This is a genomic window from Streptomyces sp. NPDC051452 (genome assembly GCF_044454765.1).
Classification (GTDB): Bacteria; Actinomycetota; Actinomycetes; order Streptomycetales; family Streptomycetaceae; genus Streptomyces.
In genome coordinates this window covers 384,910-403,135 of the sequence record NZ_JBITEB010000001.1, presented here as the reverse complement: position 1 = coordinate 403,135, position 18,226 = coordinate 384,910, and the positions used below count along the sequence as shown (strand labels likewise).

Here is an 18,226-nt window from a genome sequence, read left to right as displayed (position 1 = left end):
GGCCGCCGCGCCGCGGCTCAGCCCGCCGCGTACACGTCCTCGACGTACCGTCCGTCGGCCACCAGCGCGTCCAGCCACCGCCCGGCCGCAGCCTCGTCGGTGCCGCCGACACGCTCCCGGTACAGGGTCCGGAACGCCTCGCGGACCCCGGGCGCCATGCGGGCCCCGTCGCCGCAGACGTACACCCGGGCGCCGGCGTCCAGCAGTTGCCAGACCTCGTCGGCCTCGGCCGCGATGCGGTGCTGCACGAAGGCGTGCCCGTTCTCGGGGGCGGCGCTGAACACCGGCCGCAGCGCGACCGCGCCGGCCACCTCGGCGGCGCGCAGCTCGCCCGCGTGCAGGAAGTCCGCGTCGGGGGCGTCGCAGCCGAAGTACAGCAGCGCGGGCGGCAGTTCGGCTCCGCGCGCCCGGGCGGCGGCGCGGTCGGCCACGGTCCCGCGGAACGGCGCGAGTCCGGTACCGGCCGCCACCATCACGACCGGCGCCGAACCGTCGACGCGGAAGGCCTCGCGGCAGGGCTGGACGCGGGCGTACACGGTGTCACCGGGGGCGAGACGGGCGAGGTGGCCGGAGCCGGTGCCCCGGTAGCGGCCCTTGCCGGAGCGGGCCGGGGCGTCGAGCACCGAGACCATGAGGTCGGCGTGGCGGGGATCGACGGCGGGCGAGGAGGAGAGCGAGTAGTGGCGCGGCCGCAGGGGGGTCAACAGGTCGAGCAGCAGCGGCCAGTCGAGGACGCCGCGCAGCGCGGGGTGGTCCTCGGCGAGCTCCACCAGGGTGCGCGGATCGTCTCCGGTCACGGCGGCGAGGGCGGCGCGCTCGGGCGGGCACGGGTTGGCCCCGGCGAGCAGCTCCAGCTGCCGGGCCGTGGGCCGCTCCTGCAACTCGACATGATGGGTGAGCAGTTGGCGTACGGTCAGAGGCCGGTCCACGGCAAGGCCGTCCCGCCGTGGCCGGGTGGCCCGGATGTCCAGGAGGCTGTCGGGGTCGAGGCCGAACGCGGCGGCGGCGCGCTCCACCAGGTCCGGGGCGTTGGCGGGCAGCACGCTCAGGTGGTCGGCGGTGCGGTAGGTGACGCCCTCGGGCAGGGCGACGCGCACGAACCGCTTGGTGCGGGCGTGCTCCGGCGCGGTGAGGTCGTAGGCCTCGGTGACCGTCATGGCGACCAGCCCATGGCGTTCGGCGAGCCCGTCCAGCGGGCCTCCGGTCAGCACGCGGACCTCGTAGGCGTGGCCGGGGTCGTCCGGGGTGCCGTGCGCGGAGGTCGTGGCGCTCGTGGCGCTCGTGGCGTCCGGGTCGCCGTACCCCCGTAGCAGGGTGGTGCGCAGCCGGTCGGTGAACTCCCTTACGGTGGCGCCGAGATCGCCGGAGGCGTCGGCGGCGGCCCGGTCGGTCAGGCGGGTGGCCCCGAGTTCGGCGAGGCGGGCGTCGACGCGCGTGGGGACCTGCTGGTAGGTGGCGGCCCAGTTGCGGTCGCCGACGCCGAGGACGGCATAGGTCACGCCGGTCAGGTCGTCGGTGCCGTCGAGCCATGCGGCGAAGGCGGCGGCGTCGTCGGTGGGCCGGCCGTTGTAGGACGCGGCGGTGATGACGACGGGCCGGTCGGTGGGCAGCGCGCCGGCATAGGCGTCCAGCGCGGCGACCTCGGTGTCGCAGCCGACGGCGGCGGCCTCGTCGGCGAGTTGGGCGGCGAGGGCCCGGCAGGTGCCGTAGTTGCTGCCGTGCAGGAAGAGGGCGCGGGTGCCGGGGCGGACCCGGGCGGGCAGGGGGTCCCGGGCGGGGCCCTGGGCGGCCGGGGCGGGACCGGCGCCGGGCAGCGGGGCGTGCCGGCGGTCGGCCGGGGTGCGCGGGGTGAGCGTGAGGGTGAGGCCCTCGGGTTTGAGGGTGAGGGTCTCCTTCACGGTGAGCCGGTAGTCGGCGTGGTCGTGCAAGCGGTAGCGGTGGACCAGCATGGCGAGCAGCATGGTCGCCTCGTGCAGCGCGAACTGGCGTCCGACGCAGGCGCGTTCGCCGGTGCCGAAGGGTTTGAAGGCGTGCACCGGGCGGGCCGCCTCCGCCTCGGGGGTGAACCGCTCGGGGTCGAACAGCTCCGGGTTGTCACCCCATACGGGCTGCCGGTGCAGCATCGGGGTCAGCACGGTGACCGCCTGGCCCGCGCGCAGCGGGATCCGGCCGCCGAGCACGGTGTCCTCGCGGGCGTGCCGGCTGAACGCGGCGGCCGTCGGCCACAGCCGCAGCGCCTCGTTGAGGACCTGGCGGGTGTAGGCGAGCCGGCCGATGTCCTCGTACGTCGGCTCGGGGTCGGGGGTGTCGCCCCACAGCGCGTCCGTCTCGCGCCGCACCAGCCGCAGCGCGGCCGGGTCCTTGGCCAGGTGGTAGAGGGCGAAGGACATCGCGCCGGAGGTCGTCTCATGGCCGGCGATCAGGAAGGTGATGACCTGGTTGCGGATGTTGGCCACGTCCAGGGTGGTGCCGTCGGCGGGGTGCCGCGCGCTGAGCATCAGAGCGAGCAAGTCCTCGCCGCCGCTCTGGTCGGCGCCGCTGCGCGAGGCGATGACGTCGTCCACGACCTGGGCGAGGTAGTCGGCGTCCGCCCGGAAGGCCGCGTCGGCCGCCGTGTGGTCGGTGCCCGGGGTGCGGGCCGGCCGGGTCATGCTCCACTCCAGGCAGCGCACCATCGCCTCGACGAAGGGGTGCGGCTCGGCCCGCTCGAAGGAGCCGAAGTCGTAGCCGAAGCCGGCCAGCCCGATGGTGTCGAGGGTCATGCGGGTCATGTCGTCGGGCACGTCCACGGGGCGGTCGGCACGGGCCGCGCGGTCCCAGGAGTCGATCAGCCGGCGCGCCACCTTCAGCATCACGGGGTGGTAGGCGCGCATCGAGCCGAGCGCGAAGGCGGGCATCAGGATGTCGTGCGCACGGGCCCAGTTGGGTTCGTCGTTGTAGGCCGTGAACAGGCCGTCGGCGGTGAAGGCGCGCACGTTCTCCAGCGCGGGCCCGATGTGCTTGGCGAACCGTTCCTCGTCGGCGAGGTCGGCGACCAGGTCCGCGTCGGCGACGAACAGCACGTCCCGCCCGTGCAGCCGGCGCACCAGCACCGGCCCATGGGCGCGCATCAGCTCCATGACCTGCTGGATGGGGGTGCGGCCGGGGCCGGTGGCGGTGATGTCGACGACGGGGACGGCGGGCAGGGTTCCGGCCGGATCGGGGTGCGGTGCGGTGGGGGGCATGGCGCGACAACTGCCTTTCGCGGTAACGGAGTACTCCGTTCCAGGGTGGGCCGGTGCCGATGGCCCGGGAGCATCCCCCACTACACGATTCTGCAGTCGAAAGGGGCGCGTGGGCCTTGCGCACCGGCGTCCGCGCGGTTCCGGCCGATGTGCCCGGTGGCCGCCGAGTTGTCGCTGACCTGGGTCTTCGTCTTGGATGGTGGAACGGCTCGGCGCCTGGGGAGGTACGCATGGATGTGGGGCCGGGGGACGCCGTGGTCTGGCGCAACCGCGCCATGACGCTGTTCGACCGCGTGTCGGTGCCGGTCGCGGTGTGCGACGTGTACGGGCTGGTGGTGCTGGCCAATCCCGCGATGGCGGCGGAGGCCGGTACGACACCGGGACGGCTGCGGGGCCGGGAGGTACTGGAGCTGTTCCGCCCGCAGGAGGCCACCCAGGTGGACCGGATCGCGGAGGCGCTACGGCTGCGACGCCGCTCCCGCTACCAGGTGTCGGTCCGCTGGCGGGCGCCCGGTGGGGCCGAGCGGTTCGGCGAGCTGACGGCGGATCCGGTGAGCGACAGCGTGGAGACGACGCCCGCGCTGCTCGTGATGCTGCGGGTGCTCGGCGAGCAGACCGAGCCGCCGGAACCGGGGCCGGAGCCGGTCACACCGGTGGAGGGGCAGGTGCTCGCCCTGCTGGCCGGGGGCGCCACCACGGCCAGGGCCGCCCGGGAGATGGGACTCACCGTGGACGGCGTGAACTACCACCTGCGCCGCCTTTCGGCACGCTGGAGCGCGGCCAACCGCACGGAACTCGTCGCGCGCGCCTACGCGTCGGGTGTGCTCGCCGCCGGGGTGTGGCCACCGCAGACGAGAGCGGGGCGGACGGTCTGACACCGGTGCCGGGTAGACGCCCAAGGGAAGACGCCCGGGCGTCTGCGGCGGGGCCCGGTCGCCGCCTACTGCTGCGACACGGGCTCGTGCGCCCTGCCGCCGGGCCGGTTCGGGCCGTCGGCGCGACCGCGGACGCGATCGTCGCCGTCGGCCTCGCCCCCGGCCCCGAGGTCCTCGGAAGGCCGCCGGGGCGGGCACCCCCGCCGGACGCGGCGACGCCCCACCCCCGGTCCGGCCGGGAAACGGTCCGCGCCCACGTCGGGGCACACCGTGCCCGCTCCCCGCAGGGGGTCCGTCCGGGATGGCGCGGCGAGGTCGCCGGAACCCCGAAGGGGCCCTAGCGGCCCGGAGAGGAAGCGGGGGCCCCGAGGCCGCTGGGCGGCGTACCGAGGGCGCCGGGGCGGGCGCACCCGCCGGACGCGGCGGCCGAGCGACGCCCCATCCCCGGTCCGGCCGGAAACGGTCCGCGCCCACGTCGGCGCACGCCCTGCCCGCTCTGACGCTGCGAGGTCGCCGGAACCCTGAACGGGCTCTCAGCCGCCCGGCGAGAAGGCCGGGGCCCCGAGGCCGCCGGGGCGGGCACCCCCGCCGGACGCGCGACCGAGCGACGCCCCACCCCCGGTCCGGCCGGGAAACGGTCCGCGCCCGCATCGGCGCACGCCGTGCCCGCTCCCCGCGGGGCGCCGAAGCAGGCCGGCCGTCCGGGATGGCGCGGCGAGGTCACCGGAACCCCGAAGGGTCCCTCAGCCGCCCGGCGAGAAGGCCGGGACCCCGAGGCCGCCGGGGCGGGCGCACCCGCCGGACGCGGCGGCCGAGCGACGCCCCACACCCCGTCCCGACGGGAAACGGTCCGCGTCGGCGTCGGCGCATGCCGTGCCCGCTCCCCGCGGGGCGCCGAAGCGGGCCAGCGTGTGCCAGACCATCTTCAGGTCCTGCGCGGCGTGGCGGCCGGTGCGGACGGCGTCGCCGAGGACGCGCGGGGTCAGCAGACCCCGCTCGGCGACGAGGGCGCCAAGGTCGGCGTACCGGGAGCCCCGGTAGTGGGCGTGGCGGCGCAACTCGGTGACGGTGAGCCGGTAGCCGGGGTGCCATTCGACCGGAAAGGGCAGGCGCCGGGCCGCCTCCTCGACGGCGGTGTTCCGGTAGCTCGCGTCCAGCACGAGCGCCTCCACGTCCCGGTCGAGCCGCACACCGGCGTGCACATGGCTCTCGATGTAGTCGTCCAGGGCGTCCCGCCGGTCCGCCTCGGCGAGCGCGATCAGGGGCATGGCGGCGGCCACGCCGAAGTCGGTGGGCTCGGCGGCGCTGTCCGGGTAGCAGAAGGTGGCCCGGCCCAGGACCGCCCCGGTCAGCCGCAGATGGGAGGATCCGAAGCGCGGGGCCGCGCCGACCACCTGGTGCCGGAAGTTCAGGGCGCCGTACAGCGGGCGCTCCTCGGGCTCCGCGTCGTCGTACGACCCGCCGAAGATGCGGCTCTCCCAGCGGGTCCGGTCTCCGCCCGGGTGCGCGGTGAGGCCGCCGTTGCCGGTGCCCGTGACGAACTGTGAGTGGTACGCGCCGTCCCGGGCCAGGGACTCAAGGACGGTCAGGGCGCCGGACACCCGGTCGGGGTGGAAGCTGAGCGTGATGCGCAGGTCCGGATCGAGCGGCGGACCGGTCACGCCGATCGCAACATGCTCCAGCGCCGCGCGAGCAAGCGAGGACGACGACTGGGACGACCCGTTACCGAAATCCATTGGCCACTCTCCCCCTGGCTATCTACGCTAGCCACGAACCTAGAGCCTCTAGGTTCCGCTCGTACACCGAATTACCCGCAGCGCCGCCCCCGGCCGACCGGTACCCGCGGCGCGTCCGCACCCGGTGCGGCCGGCGCATCCGAAAGGACTCCCCCATGAGATCCCTCACCGAGCAGGACATCCGCAACTCGTTTGTGAACTGCTCCAAGGGAGAGGCCAAACGGCTGATGGTCCCGCACGATCTCACGGAGCGCCCGTGGGACGACCTGGACTTCCTGGGCTGGCGAGATCCCGGTGCGCCCGACCGCAGTTATCTGGTCACCGAGCGGGAGGGCGGTCTCGTCGGCGTCACTCTGCGCTTCCCGGCCTCCCGGCGCGGCTTTCTGCACCGCAGCATGTGTTCGGTGTGCCTGACCACCCATCCCGGCGGCGGGGTCTCCCTGATGACCGCGCGCAAGTCCGGGACGGCGGGCCGTGAGGGCAATTCGGTCGGCCTCTACATGTGCACCGACCTGGCGTGTTCCCTGTACGTGCGCGGCCGGAAGGCGCTGGAGTCCGGCACCCGGTTCGAGGAGAGCCTGACCCTTGAGGAGCAGATCGCGCGCACCAGGGCCAACCTGTCCGCGTTCGTCGACAAGCTCTACGTCTGAGGCGGCGGCCGCCGCCGAGCCAGCGCGCCTCGCGGGACGAGTACTGCCACGGCGAGGCGGCCGTCCGCGCGAGCTGTCCAGTTCCCGACCCCCATTCGGTCACTTGCGAACGAAAACAGCCCCCGAACGACCACGTTCGACGCCTGCCGTGAGCGGGAACAGGCCAAAGGATGCACGACGTACGAAAGTGGAGCTCGGGACTGCGGCGCCTGGTGGCACGCCGGCGGGAGCCGGTGGTCGTCCAGACGCTGCGATCCGCCACGGCGGCGACCATCGCCTATGTCATCGCCCTGCGCCTCAGTCCCGAACCGGCTCCCCTCACCGCGCCCCTGACCGCTCTCCTGGTCGTCCAGGTGACCTTCTTCGCCACGCTCACCAACGGCATCCGCCGGGTGAACTCGGTGGTGGCGGGCGTACTGGTCGCCATCGCCTTCAGCGTGCTGGTGGGGCTGACCTGGTGGAGTCTCGCCCTGCTCATCGTGGCCGCGCTGGCCGTGGGCCATCTGGTGCGGGTCGACGAGTACGTGGCCGAGGTGGCGATCAGCGCCATGCTGGTGCTCGGGGTGACCACCGTCGGGTTCACGGCATGGGCACGGATCGTGGAGACACTGATCGGCGCGGTCGTCGGTACCGCCTGCAATCTGCTGCTCCCGCCGCCGGTGTGGGTGGACCAGGCGGGCCGGTCGATCGAGGACCTGGCGCGCCGGGTACGGCAGCTGATGCTGCGGATGGGCGAGGAGGCCGCCGGCCGAATCCCCTGGCAGCAGGCGGCCGAGCGGCTGCACGAGGCGCGCCGCCTGGACCACGACATCATCCAGGTGGACGCGGCGCTACGGCAGGCGGAGGACAGCCTGCGGCTCAACCCGCGGGTCAAGGAGGGCCTGCTGCACCGGGTCGTGCTGCGCACGGGGCTGGACACACTGGAGATCTGCACGGTGGTCCTGCGCGTGCTGGCCCGCTCGTTCACGGACCTGGCGAAGGCCCGCGGCTCGGAGGAACTGTTCCCGGGAAAGGCGGGCGCGGCCGTGGAGCAACTGCTGTCGGAGATCGCCGACGCGGTGGTCAGCTTCGCCGTCCTCGTGACCACCGATCTGAGCGAGAACGCCGAGTCGGCCGAGGCCCGGCTCACGGCCGAGCTGCACACGGCGGCCGGCACCCGGGACCGGCTGGCCGAGCTGCTCCAGGAGGAGATCGCCAAGGACTGGGCGAACTGGCAGCTGATGGGCGCGGTGCTGACCGAGACCACCCGGATCATCGACGAGCTCAACACCGAGCACCGCACCCGCCGCCTGCTGGAGGAGCTGGACCGGGTGTCCAGGGAGCAGCGGGCGAAGCTGCCGCGGATGACCCGGGTGCGCGAGCGCCTCGGCATCCAGGAGGAGCTGTGGCGGAACCGGACGGGGCTCGGCGAACGTTCTGGGTGAGAGGGTGCCGCGACGGTCGGCACGCGAGGCGAGGGGGCGGTCGATGGCCGGCGCGGGAGTACGGATCGACGGGAACACCCTGCGGCTGCCGGGCGGAGCGGCGGTGCGTTTCGTGCGCACGCTGCGACTGCCCGAGGAGGGCACGCATCCGCTGCCGCCGGGGCTGGGCGAGTTCCCGGTCCGCCGGGTCGCCGATCACGCCGACACGGTCCCCGCACAGTGGCGGGCCCGCGGTGGCGTGATGCTGCCGGTGTATCTCCGCGAGGCGATGTGGCTGAGCTTCGCCGGCACGACGGAGCCCGCCGCGTTGCAGGTGGGGGTGGGCAAGGTGTGCGCGGTGTCCGGTGAGCCGTGGCGCGATCACCTCGCGCGGGGGCCGCAGAACTACGTGGTGCTGCCCCGCCAGCCGTGGCTGGACGGCATCAACTCCGGCCGGGGCACGGTCCGCCAGTTCGTCGCCGTACCGCTGGGTCTCGGCGCGACCGTGGAGGGACAGGTCACGGGCGAGGAGGTGTGGGGCGGGGTGCAGCTTCGCTCGTTCCCGCTGCGGGATCCCGTCCTCGCCGAGTGGCGGCGCCGCGAGCGGGAGCGGGAACGGGTGCGGCGCAGGACCCTGTCGGCCGGGGCGGTCGGCGGGTTCGGCGCGGCGCAGCCGATGGCGGCGCCCGCCCCGGGCGGCGGCCCGCCGGTGATGCCGGCCGCTGCCGGCGCGGCGCCCCCTCCCGCGGCCCCGGGGGCGGCCCCCCGCCGGCGCGCCGCGGCCATGGGTCTGGGCGTCGGCGGCTCGATGCGGCAGGAGGTCTACGCGGACGACCGGCCGCTCACCGACTGGTCCGAGGAGCCCGCCGGCCGGGTCTTCGTCCACCTGGTGACACCCCCCGAGTGGCGGCGCATCACCGGCGAGGAGCCCCCGCCGTCCCCGGTGGACCGGGCGGCGTACACCCGGGCGGGACTCCCCTGGTACGACTACTACGACGCGGACGCCGAGGACCTCGCCCCCACGGACACCCTGCGGACGGTCAAGCCCGTCGGCGACTGGCTCGGGGCCGACCTGGACCCCTGGCAGGCGCCGTCGGCCGGGCAGGTGCACTCGTTGAAGGACACGCCGGGCAAGCCTGTGGAGGACGGGGAGTGGTAGGACCGTCACCGGTCGCGCCGCAGGCGGGGCGTGCTGCCGGGCTTGCCCTCGGCGGTGTTCACGGAACAAGGTGAGAATCACGAGCGGGACGGTCACGGACGGGACGGCCACGAGCGGGCGAGCAACGACCCTGGGATGCGGCATGGACACGCGAGCACGGACGGCGCGCCGGCGCTTCCCCCCGACGGGGCGGAGCGAGGGGCCCGGGGCAGGCTGGAGCAGGCGCCGGTTCGTCGGCGCCGTGGCGGGTACGGCGGCCGTCGTGGCAGTGCCCTCCCCCGCGGCCCCGCCGGCCGGCACCCCTGCCGTGCGGGGCGAGCCGCGAGCCGCCGCACCGCCCCGGAAGCCGTCCGGACCACGCCCGCTGTACGTGGGCACCTACACCTCCGCCGACGGCGGCGGGTCCGGCATCGGGCTGGCCGGATACGACCCGGCGACGGGCCGGATCACCGGGTCGGGCACGCTCACCGGCGTCCCCGACCCGTCCTACCTCGCCGTGCACCCGGACGGCCGGACGCTGTACGCGGTCGACGAGCGGCAGGACGGCGGGGTGACGGCGGTACGCCTGGCGGACCGGCGGATCCTCGGCACCCGGAGCACGGGCGGCGCCGGCCCCTGCCATCTCTCGGTGCACCCCGGCGGGCGCTGGCTGCTCAGCGCCAACTACGGATCGGGCAGTGTCGCCGTGCACCCGATCGACGCCTCGGGCGCCCTGGGCGAGCGCACCGCCCTGGTCACGCATTCCTCGCCGGCGCCCGGTCCGGGGCAGGACGGTCCGCACGCCCACCAGTTCCTCACCGGCCCCGGCGGCGATCACGTCCTCGCCGTCGACCTCGGCACCGACACCGTCTACACCTACCGCCTCGACCAGAGCGAGGGCACGCTCACGGAGGTGGCGCGGGCGGCCGCCCGGCCCGGCGCGGGACCGCGCCATCTGACCTTCCATCCGGGCGGCCGGTACGCGTACCTGGCCAACGAGGTGGACGACACCGTCACCGTCTGCGGCTACGACCCCGGGACGGGCCGTCTGAAGATCGGGGAGCCGCAACCGACGGGCTCACAGGGCGGCACCAACTACCCGGCGCAGTTCCTGGTGACGGCGAACGGCGCGTACGCGTTCCTGGCCAACCGGGGCCACAACAGCCTGGCGCGGTACGCCGTCGAGGACGACGGCGCCCGGCTGCGGCTGCTCGGCACGGTGCCGGTGGGCGGGGACTTCCCCCGGCAGATCGCGTTCTCGCCCGACGGACGGCTGCTGTTCGCGGCGAACCAGCGCTCCGGGACCGTCAGCGTCTTCCACGTCGACGCCGGCGACGGAGGGCTCCGCCCGGCCGGCGAGCCGTTCGCCTCACCCGTCGCCGTCTGCGCGCTGCCGCTGTAGCGCGCGCGGGCAGGAGGCGGCGCCGGCCTGCGCCAGCAGGACGCGCATGCGCTCGGTGAGCTGGGTGACGTCGTCGGCCGGCGCGTGGAACGGCAGCCGTACGTCGCCGTGGGCGCGGCCGCGTTCGATACGCAGGGTCAGTCCGTGCCGGTCGACCGCGAGCGGGGTCACCCGGGTGGCGGCGTGCAGTCTCTCCGGGCGCACCAGCCGGGTGAGCCGCTCGACGGCGTCCGGGTGGGCGGCGGCGAGGTGGGTGAGCAGCCGCGCCTCGGCTCCGGCGAGCGGATCCGGGCGGGCGGCGGCGAACTCGTCGAGCCCGACGACCACGGCCCCGCCGGCCTGCCGCAGTACGACCCGGGTGGGCCGCAAGAGCAGGGTGCCGTGGGTCGGGGCGAACCAGCCGGCGAGCCAGAGCCGGGCCCGGACGCGGCCTGGCACCGGGACGGGTGCCACGTCGGCGAACTCCAGGACGGCGGAGGGCTCCTGGCGCGGTGCGCAGATGGCCGCGGCGATCAGGGCACTGTCGTCGGGCACCGTCAGCCGCACCTCGCCGTCGTCGGTGACGGTGTGCGCGCCGACGTACTCCTCGCGTACGCCGTCCGCCGTCACCGCGCACGACCACGCGGTGTCCAGCACCGAGCGCGCCCGTTCCGCCGCGCCGGGTGCGGCCGTCCAGTCCTGTGTGTCACCCATCCCCAGACCTCCTTAGGTAAGCCTTGCCTAACTTATCGGAGTCCGGGGCGCACGCCAACCAGGCCCGCGTCACACGACCGGGCGGTTTCGGCGGGTGGGGACGTCAGCCGATGACGCCCAGCAGGGCACGCGCACACAGATCGCGCACCTCTTCGCGGGTCGACTCGCCCTCGCGCAGCCACTCCAGGCACACGGCGGTGGTGAAGGCGAGCCAGCCGCGCACGGCCAGGCGCACCCGCGGGGCACCCACGACGTCCGGCCCGAACTCCGGGTCGGCCGCGAGCGCCGCCAGGATCTGCCGCTCCTGGGAGTCCAGCGCACGCTGGTAGACGCGGCGCACGGCCTGGTCGCCGGCCGCGTCGGCACGATGGAAGGCACGGAAGCCATGAGCATGGGCCCGCACATAACCGAGGTAGGTGTCGAGGCCGGCGGTGAGCTGCTCGCGCACCGGCGCCCCGGGCACGGCCGCGGTCATGCGCAGCATCCGGTCGCTCTCACGCTCCACGACCGCAGCGAAGAAGTCCCGCTTGGTCGGGAAGTAGTGGTACAGCAGGCCGCGGGAGACCCCGGCGATCTCGGCGACCCGCTCGATCCACACGTCGTCGTACGGGCTCTCCGAGAACAGCCTCGCGCCGACCGACAGCAGCTGCTCACGGCGCTCCCCGGTACTGAGTCTGCGCCGGGCGGGCTCCCCCTGGTTCGCGGGCATGACGACACTTTACTTGACGTCGGTTCAACAGCCGGATCACACTGGAAGCCGCTATTGAACTCGCATACAACACGTGGGCGTCACACGTGCAAGGGTCCGCTGGATCAAGGGAGATCGTCATGGCGGAGACGACGCGGACCGGGCTGCCGAGGGGCTTCAGGAGCGCCGAGCAGGGCTGGCCCGAGCTGCACCGCATCCCCCATCCGCCGCGCCGGGTGCCCCTGCTGGGCGATGTGCTCGGGGTCGACCGGCGCCGGCCGGTGCAGGACTCCGTGCGCCTCGGGCGCGAGTTGGGCCCGGTCTTCCGGCGCCGGGCGTTCGGCAAGGAGTTCGTGTTCGTGTGGGGGGCACCGCTGGTCGCGGACCTCGCGGACGAGTCCCGGTTCGCCAAGCACGTCGGGCTGGGGGTGGCGAACCTGCGGCCCGTCGCCGGGGACGGCCTGTTCACCGCCTACAACGACGAACCGAACTGGCAGCTGGCGCACGACGTCCTGGCGCCCGGGTTCAGCCGGGACGCCATGGAGGGCTACCACGCGATGATGCTGGCGGTCGCCGATCGGCTGACGGGCCACTGGGACCGGCAGGCCGCGGCCGGACGCGCGGTGGACGTACCGGGCGACATGACCAAGCTGACCCTGGAGACGATCGCGCGCACCGGCTTCGGACACGACTTCGGCTCCTTCGAGCGGGAACGGCCGCACCCCTTCGTCACGGCGATGGTCGGCACCCTCACCTACGCCCAGCGGCTCAACAGCGTGCCCGGGCCGCTCGCCCCGCTGCTGCTGCGCTCCGCCGCCCGGCGCAACGCGGCCGACATGGCCTGTCTCAACCACACGGTCGACGACCTGGTGGCCGCCCGGCGCCGGTCCGGCGGCAGCGGCGGCGGGGACCTGCTGGACCGCATGCTGGAGACGGCCCATCCGCGCACCGGTGAGCGGCTGTCGGCGGAGAACGTCCGCAAGCAGGTGATCACGTTCCTGGTGGCGGGCCACGAGACCACGTCCGGCGCGCTCTCCTTCGCCCTGTACTACCTCGCCCGGCATCCGGAGATCGCCGCCCGGGCGCGTGCCGAGGTGGACCGCGTCTGGGGCACCACCCCGCGGCCCGGCTACGACCAGGTCGCCAAGCTGCGCCATGTCCGCCGGGTGCTCGACGAGTCGCTGCGCCTGTGGCCGACCGCGCCGGCCTTCGCCCGGGAGGCCCGGCAGGACACCGTGCTGGCCGGTGAGCATCCGATGCGGCGCGGCGCGTGGGCGCTGGTGCTGACGCCGATGCTGCACCGGGACCCCGACGTGTGGGGCGAGGACGCCGAGCGGTTCGACCCGGACCGGTTCGACCCCGCGGCGATACGGTCCCGGCCGCCGCACACCTTCAAACCGTTCGGCACGGGGGTACGGGCCTGCATCGGCCGCCAGTTCGCGCTGCACGAGGCGACCCTGGTCCTCGGCCTGCTGCTGCGCCGCTACGACCTGCGCCCCGACCCCGGCTACCGGCTGACCGTCACCGAGCGCCTGACCCTGATGCCCGACGGCCTACGCCTCCATCTGAACCCCCGCCCCGCCCACGGCGAGCCCACGGCCCTCGACGCGACCCGCAACGCACCCGGATCGACGGCCCGCTGCCCGGCGCACCCCACGGCCGACTGACCCGGGCCGCCGACCACCGGCGGCCACTCCCCCACACCACACCGGGCCACCCACGGCTAGGCCACGGGCATCGACGCGACCCGCGGCGCGCCCGGGTCAGCGGCCGGCCGTCCAGTGCGCCGGACGGCCGACCGACTCGGGCAGTCTGGTGCCGACGCTGCCGCGGGCCGCGTCGAGTTGGGGCTGGGTGAGGAAGAACGCGCCGGTGAGATCGGCGTCGGTCAGGTCCGTGTCCCTCAGGTCGGCGCCGATCAGGTCGGCCTCGCGCAGGTCGGCGCCGGTGAGGTCGGCGGCGATGAGACAGGCGCCGCGCAGACTCGCACCCCGCAGGTCGGCGCCCCTGAGCCGGGCACCGATGAGATCCGCGCCCCGGCGGTCCTTCCCGCCGCTTCTGTTGCCCCTCCTGCCCCTCTTCCCGGCACCGGCACCGGCACCGGCGCGTGCCAGTTCGCTGGTTCGCAGCAGGAGAACGTTGACCTCCTGCCGGTGAGCGGCCACGTCCAGCGCGGCCAGTTCCTCGGGGGTCTGCCGGGTGAGCCGCTCGGTGTGCTCCAGCGCCCGCCGCAGATCGGCGTGGACGGGCCGGGCGGCGGGCAGGCCGAGCGCCTCGGTCAGGTACCAGAGCAGTTCGTGCAGCTGTCGTACGACCGGGAACACGTCGAACATCCGCCGCGCCCGCTCCTCGGGCCCGGTGCGCCAGTCCTGGCCGCCGAACGTGATCTGCGAGACCTTCTGGCCGGCGCCGAAGCAGTCGTAGACCGTGCAGCCGGTGAAACCCTTCTCGCGCAGCCGGGTGTGGATGCCGCAGCGGTGGTCGTCCCGGAGGTTGGCGCACGGCTTGCCCGCGGGCTTGTCCATCGCGAAGTCGGTGGAGCGGGCGAAGGGCAGGGCCACACAGCACAGCCCGAAGCACTGGGCGCAGTCGCCCCGCAGGTCGGAGGGGTCGGCAATCTGATCCGGCATGGCGTTCAGCCTACCGACCCGCGCGGGCCGCTCCGTTCGACGCCTTTGGCCGGGCGTACCGTCGGATCAGGCCTCGTCCCGGGTGAGGGCCAGCAGCCGGTCCAGCACCCGGGGCGCGCCCGCGCGCAGGCCGTCGTGCTCGAACTCGTCGGTGACCCAGGTGCGCAGGCCGTGGATCGCGCGGGCGGTCTCCAGCGAGTGGGTGGCGTCGACGTACATGTCGTCGTGGTAGACGGCCGCGGCGACCGGGACCTCGTTGGCGGCGAGGCGGGCGGGGTCGTACAGCGGGCGCCAGTCGGTGCGCTCGGCGAGCAGTCCGGCCGTCTCGCGCAGCGGACGCAGGGCCGGATCGGTGTCGAACATCCAGGGGTGGACCGTCTCACCGGTGAAGAGCACGGGGGCGTCGCCGGCGAGCGCCTTCGCCGCGTCGAACTGCGGGAACTCCGCGCGCACGCGTTCGGCCGCCCACGCGGTGGGGCGGGCGTCCTGGCCGTAGATCGCCTCGTGGACGACCGCGTAGAGGGGGTGGGCGGCGTACGACAGCAGGGCCTGGGCCTGCTCCTGGAAGGCGTCGGAGAGGTCGAGGCCGCCCGGAGTGCGCACGAAGGCGTCCTCCAGGAGGTGGTGCAGGCGGTGGCTGCCGTCGCTCGCGCCGAGCATCAGGCCGAGGGACTGGAACGCCTCCACCGTGAAGCGGTATCCGCCGGGCAGGACCACGTCGTGGGTGAGGAGGTGATCGGCGATCCGGCGGGCCCGCTCCACGTCCTGCGGGTAACGGGCGTAGTGCGCGGCGACCTTGCGCTCGATACGCGGGTAGGCGGCGCGGTAGACGTCGTCGGCGTGGGCGTGCAGGGACGGCAGCCCGCCGGTGATCAGGGCGGTGGCCAGGCCCTCGGGGGCGAGCGAGAGGTAGGACACCGTACAGAAGCCGCCGAAACTCTGCCCGAGCACCGTCCAGGGGGCGCCGCCGGTGACCTGCGGGCGGATGGCCTCGCAGTCGCGGACGATGGAGTCGGCCCGGAAGTGGGCGAGGTAGTCGGCCTGCTCGGCGTGCCCGCCGCGCAGCGGGAGCGTCTGGCGGGTGGCGGGCGTGGAGCTGCCGGTGCCGCGCTGGTCCAGCAGAAGCACGCGATAGTCCCGCAGAGCCCGGTCCAGCCAGGCCTGACGTCCGATGAAACGATTCGCCCCGAAGCCCGGTCCGCCCTGCAGATACAGCAGCCAGGGCAGGTCCTGGCCCGCCTTGTCGCTCGCGACCGCCTCACGGGCGTACAGCTCGATGGTCTCGCCGCCGGGGGCGGTGTGGTCGAGGGGCACGGTGAAGCGGTGGTCGGTGAGGACGACGCCGGGCTGGCGGTAGCTGAGGCTCAACGGGGCTCCCGGGACGGATGGGTGGGACGCGTCCCAGTTCAGCACATCGCCGGGCGCGGACCGACCCCCGGGATCATGGATTGTTACTGAACTTCCGGTCAGCGGGCGGCGAGGCTGGAGCGGCGCACGACCAGTTCCGGCTGGAGCACCACACGGCGGTGCTCGTGCGTCCGCGCGCCGTCGCCCTGCTCGGTCTCCTCCAGCAGCAGTCCGGCGGCCAGCGCGCCCAGGGCGACGGCGGGCTGCCGTACGGACGTCAGCGGTACGGCGGCCGCGGCGGCGAACTCGATGTCGTCGTAGCCCACGATCGCGAGGTCGTCCGGCACGGTGACGCCGGCCGCGTACATGGCCTGGAGGACGCCGAGGGCGAGCAGGTCGTTGGCGCAGAAGACGGCGGTGGGCCGGTCGGCGAGGCCCAGCAGCCGGGCGCCCGCGTCCCGCCCCGCGGCCACGTCGAGGCGTTCGGTGGGCAGTTCGCGTAGCGCGTCCTGACCGAGGCCGGCCTCGGCGAGGGCGTTCAGCGCGCCGGTGCGGCGGTCACGGACCTGGTTGAGTCCGGGCGGGCCGCTGACATAGGCGAGCGAGCGGTGCCCGGCGTCCACCAGGTGGCGCACGGCGAGCGCCCCGCCCGTCACGTCGTCCACGGAGACCGAGCACTCGGTGGTGCCCTCGGCGACCCGGTCGACGAGCACGAACGGGATGCCGTGCCGGCGGAACGCCTCGATGTTGCGGCCGGTGGCGTCGGCCGGGGTGAGCAGCACGCCGCGCACGCGCTGCTCGGCGAAGAGGGACAGGTACTCGGCCTCCTCGGCCGCGTTCTGCGCGCTGTTGCAGACCATCACACCGAGCCCCGCCTCCCGGGCCGCCCGCTCGGCGCCGCGCGCCACGTCCACGAAGAAGGGGTTGCCCATGTCCAGCACGAGCAGGCCCATGATCCTGCTGCGCCCCGCGCGCAGCTGACGCGCGGACTCGCTGCGGACGTAGCCGAGCCGGTCGATCGCGGAGAGCACCCGGGCGCGGGTCTCGCTCGCGACGGTGTCCGGGCGGTTGATGACGTTGGACACCGTTCCCACCGACACTCCGGCGACGCGGGCGACGTCCTTGATACCCACCGACTGGGCCATCGGGCTTCGGACCTCCAGGGGGGGACGGGGGACGGCGGGCGGGCCTTCACATTACCGGCACCGCCGCCCGGAACGGGCCGGCCGGGTGGGGAACGTACGTGGTCAGGCGGGGTGGACGCGTCCGGTGGCCGGGTGCGCTCAGAAGTGGAACCGGTCGATGTTCCCGGCGTCGAACACGGTCGGGGCGCCCAGGACGATCACGCCGTTCGCGCCGAGGGTGTACGTCTTCGCGCCGGCCTTGAACCTCTCGCCCCGCCGGCCGGTGATCTGGCCGGAGGAGAGGGCCACGGCGGTGCGCGCGGCGAGGTCGCCGAGCCTTGCCGGGTCCCACAGCTCGAAGGCGTCCACGGTGCCGTTCTTGACGTACTTGCGCATGTCGTCGGGGGTGCCGAGGCCGGTCAGCTTGACCTTGCCCTTGTACTTGGAGCCCGAGAGGTACTGGGCGGCCGCCTTGACCCCGACGGTGGTCGGGGAGACGATCCCCTTCAGGTTCGGGTACTCCTGCAACAGGCCCTGGGTCTGCTGGAAGGACTGCTGGGCGTCGTCGTTGCCGTAGGCGATCTTGACGAGCCTGACGTTCTTGTACCTGGGGTCCTTCAGCTCGTCCTTCATGTAGCCGATCCAGGTGTTCTGGTTCGTCGCGGTCTGCGCGGCGGAGAGGATCGCGATCTCGCCCTTGTAGCCGATCTGCCGTGCCAGCAGCCGCACTTCGGTACGGCCCAGGTCCTCGGCGCCCGCCTGCGAGACGAAGGCGTTGCGGCAGCCGGGGTCGGTGTCGGAGTCGTAGGTGACGACCTTGATGCCGTTGCGCATGGCCTGCTTCAGCGCGGTGCACAGGGCGCCCGGGTCCTGCGCGGACACGGCGATGGCGTCCACCTGCTGCTGGGTGAGCGTGTTGACGTAACTCACCTGCCCGGCGGTGTCGGTGGCGCTGCTCGGGCCCGCTTCCTCGTAGTGCGAGCCGAGTCGGGCCAAGGCCTTGCGGCCGCCCTGGTCGGCGCTGGTGAAGTACGGGTTGTTGACCTGCTTGGGCAGGAAGCCGACGGTCAGCCCCTTCTTGGTGGCGGCGCCCGGATCGGCCTTGCCTGCGGTGGCGGCCGATCCGCCGTCGTGCTCGACGTCGTTCTTGGTGGTGCCGCCGCAGCCGGTCGCGGTGAGGGCGAGGGAGGTGACGGCGAGGAGGGCGGCGCAGGCATGGCGGAGCGGGCGCTTGGGCATGGCGGGCTTCCTTCGCGAGGAGGGAGGTTGGCGGCGAGGCGGGAAGGGCGACGGTGAGAGTGGGGGCGTGCCCCCCT

The 18,226-nt window shown here is 74.2% G+C and carries 14 protein-coding genes; 6 read left to right on the top strand and 8 right to left on the bottom strand.

Going from position 1 to position 18,226, the window contains the following annotated elements; genetic code table 11:
• Positions 1-17 precede the first annotated feature (17 nt).
• Complete coding sequence (locus ACIBA9_RS01765; RefSeq protein ID WP_399359372.1) at positions 18-3,224, bottom strand: cytochrome P450; 3,207 nt, start codon at positions 3,222-3,224, stop codon at positions 18-20.
• 230 nt (positions 3,225-3,454) lie between these two features.
• Here ACIBA9_RS01765 and ACIBA9_RS01760 point away from each other — a divergent pair, with 230 nt between their 5' ends.
• Entirely contained in the window at positions 3,455-4,099 is a 645-nt protein-coding gene (locus ACIBA9_RS01760; protein WP_399359371.1) for a PAS domain-containing protein, read from the top strand.
• 743 nt (positions 4,100-4,842) lie between these two features.
• Here the strand turns inward: ACIBA9_RS01760 and ACIBA9_RS01755 are convergent.
• A complete protein-coding gene (locus ACIBA9_RS01755) occupies positions 4,843-5,835 on the bottom strand; it encodes a DUF3626 domain-containing protein (RefSeq protein WP_399359370.1) in 993 nt (330 codons plus the stop codon).
• 155 nt (positions 5,836-5,990) lie between these two features.
• Between ACIBA9_RS01755 and ACIBA9_RS01750 the strand changes: the two genes are divergently transcribed.
• The 4 genes from ACIBA9_RS01750 to ACIBA9_RS01735 all read left to right on the top strand — a co-directional run bounded on the left by ACIBA9_RS01750 (position 5,991) and on the right by ACIBA9_RS01735 (position 10,428).
• The gene (locus ACIBA9_RS01750) at positions 5,991-6,485 is read left to right on the top strand and encodes an FBP domain-containing protein (RefSeq protein ID WP_399359369.1); all 495 of its coding nucleotides are present in this window, start codon (positions 5,991-5,993) and stop codon (positions 6,483-6,485) included.
• A 170-nt stretch (positions 6,486-6,655) separates the two neighbouring features.
• Positions 6,656-7,909, top strand: a complete 1,254-nt coding sequence (locus ACIBA9_RS01745; RefSeq protein ID WP_399359368.1) for an aromatic acid exporter family protein — start codon at positions 6,656-6,658, stop codon at positions 7,907-7,909.
• A 43-nt stretch (positions 7,910-7,952) separates the two neighbouring features.
• Positions 7,953-9,047: a hypothetical protein gene (locus tag ACIBA9_RS01740; RefSeq protein ID WP_399359367.1), complete on the top strand. Its 1,095-nt coding sequence runs from the start codon at positions 7,953-7,955 to the stop codon at positions 9,045-9,047.
• A gap of 241 nt (positions 9,048-9,288) precedes the next feature.
• Entirely contained in the window at positions 9,289-10,428 is a 1,140-nt protein-coding gene (locus ACIBA9_RS01735) for a lactonase family protein (protein WP_399359990.1), read from the top strand.
• On the opposite strand, the gene ACIBA9_RS01730 is transcribed toward ACIBA9_RS01735, so the two are convergent.
• Together ACIBA9_RS01730 and ACIBA9_RS01725 are read right to left on the bottom strand one after the other, a co-directional pair.
• Entirely contained in the window at positions 10,396-11,121 is a 726-nt protein-coding gene (locus tag ACIBA9_RS01730; protein ID WP_399359366.1) for a DUF2470 domain-containing protein, read from the bottom strand. The genes ACIBA9_RS01735 and ACIBA9_RS01730 overlap by 33 nt on opposite strands.
• Before the next feature lie 103 nt (positions 11,122-11,224).
• A complete protein-coding gene (locus ACIBA9_RS01725) occupies positions 11,225-11,830 on the bottom strand; it encodes a TetR/AcrR family transcriptional regulator (protein WP_399359365.1) in 606 nt (201 codons plus the stop codon).
• 119 nt (positions 11,831-11,949) lie between these two features.
• On the opposite strand from ACIBA9_RS01725, the gene ACIBA9_RS01720 reads away from it, so the two are divergent.
• On the top strand, positions 11,950-13,476 hold the full coding sequence (locus ACIBA9_RS01720) for a cytochrome P450 (protein WP_399359364.1): 1,527 nt from the start codon (positions 11,950-11,952) through the stop codon (positions 13,474-13,476).
• A gap of 96 nt (positions 13,477-13,572) precedes the next feature.
• Here ACIBA9_RS01720 and ACIBA9_RS01715 read toward each other — a convergent pair whose 3' ends face one another.
• The 4 genes from ACIBA9_RS01715 to rhaS all read right to left on the bottom strand — a co-directional run bounded on the left by ACIBA9_RS01715 (position 13,573) and on the right by rhaS (position 18,149).
• On the bottom strand, positions 13,573-14,439 hold the full coding sequence (locus tag ACIBA9_RS01715; RefSeq protein WP_399359363.1) for a pentapeptide repeat-containing protein: 867 nt from the start codon (positions 14,437-14,439) through the stop codon (positions 13,573-13,575).
• Positions 14,440-14,505: 66 nt separating this feature from the next.
• Positions 14,506-15,807, bottom strand: a complete 1,302-nt coding sequence (locus tag ACIBA9_RS01710) for an alpha/beta fold hydrolase (RefSeq protein WP_399359362.1) — start codon at positions 15,805-15,807, stop codon at positions 14,506-14,508.
• Between the two features lie 98 nt (positions 15,808-15,905).
• Entirely contained in the window at positions 15,906-16,931 is a 1,026-nt protein-coding gene (locus tag ACIBA9_RS01705) for a LacI family DNA-binding transcriptional regulator (protein ID WP_362151417.1), read from the bottom strand.
• Between the two features lie 138 nt (positions 16,932-17,069).
• Positions 17,070-18,149, bottom strand: a complete 1,080-nt coding sequence (gene rhaS, locus ACIBA9_RS01700) for a rhamnose ABC transporter substrate-binding protein (RefSeq protein ID WP_399359360.1) — start codon at positions 18,147-18,149, stop codon at positions 17,070-17,072.
• Between the last annotated feature and the right edge of the window lie 77 nt (positions 18,150-18,226).

Excerpts from the sequence above, each read along its gene's own strand:
- ACIBA9_RS01765 (WP_399359372.1), bottom strand. The coding sequence starts at position 3,224 with ATGCCCCCCACCGCACCGCACCCCGATCCGGCCGGAACCCTGCCCGCC.
- ACIBA9_RS01760 (WP_399359371.1), top strand. The coding sequence starts at position 3,455 with ATGGATGTGGGGCCGGGGGACGCCGTGGTCTGGCGCAACCGCGCCATG.
- ACIBA9_RS01755 (WP_399359370.1), bottom strand. The coding sequence starts at position 5,835 with ATGGATTTCGGTAACGGGTCGTCCCAGTCGTCGTCCTCGCTTGCTCGC.
- ACIBA9_RS01750 (WP_399359369.1), top strand. The coding sequence starts at position 5,991 with ATGAGATCCCTCACCGAGCAGGACATCCGCAACTCGTTTGTGAACTGC.
- ACIBA9_RS01745 (WP_399359368.1), top strand. The coding sequence starts at position 6,656 with ATGCACGACGTACGAAAGTGGAGCTCGGGACTGCGGCGCCTGGTGGCA.
- ACIBA9_RS01740 (WP_399359367.1), top strand. The coding sequence starts at position 7,953 with ATGGCCGGCGCGGGAGTACGGATCGACGGGAACACCCTGCGGCTGCCG.
- ACIBA9_RS01730 (WP_399359366.1), bottom strand. The coding sequence starts at position 11,121 with ATGGGTGACACACAGGACTGGACGGCCGCACCCGGCGCGGCGGAACGG.
- ACIBA9_RS01725 (WP_399359365.1), bottom strand. The coding sequence starts at position 11,830 with ATGCCCGCGAACCAGGGGGAGCCCGCCCGGCGCAGACTCAGTACCGGG.
- ACIBA9_RS01720 (WP_399359364.1), top strand. The coding sequence starts at position 11,950 with ATGGCGGAGACGACGCGGACCGGGCTGCCGAGGGGCTTCAGGAGCGCC.
- ACIBA9_RS01715 (WP_399359363.1), bottom strand. The coding sequence starts at position 14,439 with ATGCCGGATCAGATTGCCGACCCCTCCGACCTGCGGGGCGACTGCGCC.
- ACIBA9_RS01705 (WP_362151417.1), bottom strand. The coding sequence starts at position 16,931 with ATGGCCCAGTCGGTGGGTATCAAGGACGTCGCCCGCGTCGCCGGAGTG.
- rhaS (WP_399359360.1), bottom strand. The coding sequence starts at position 18,149 with ATGCCCAAGCGCCCGCTCCGCCATGCCTGCGCCGCCCTCCTCGCCGTC.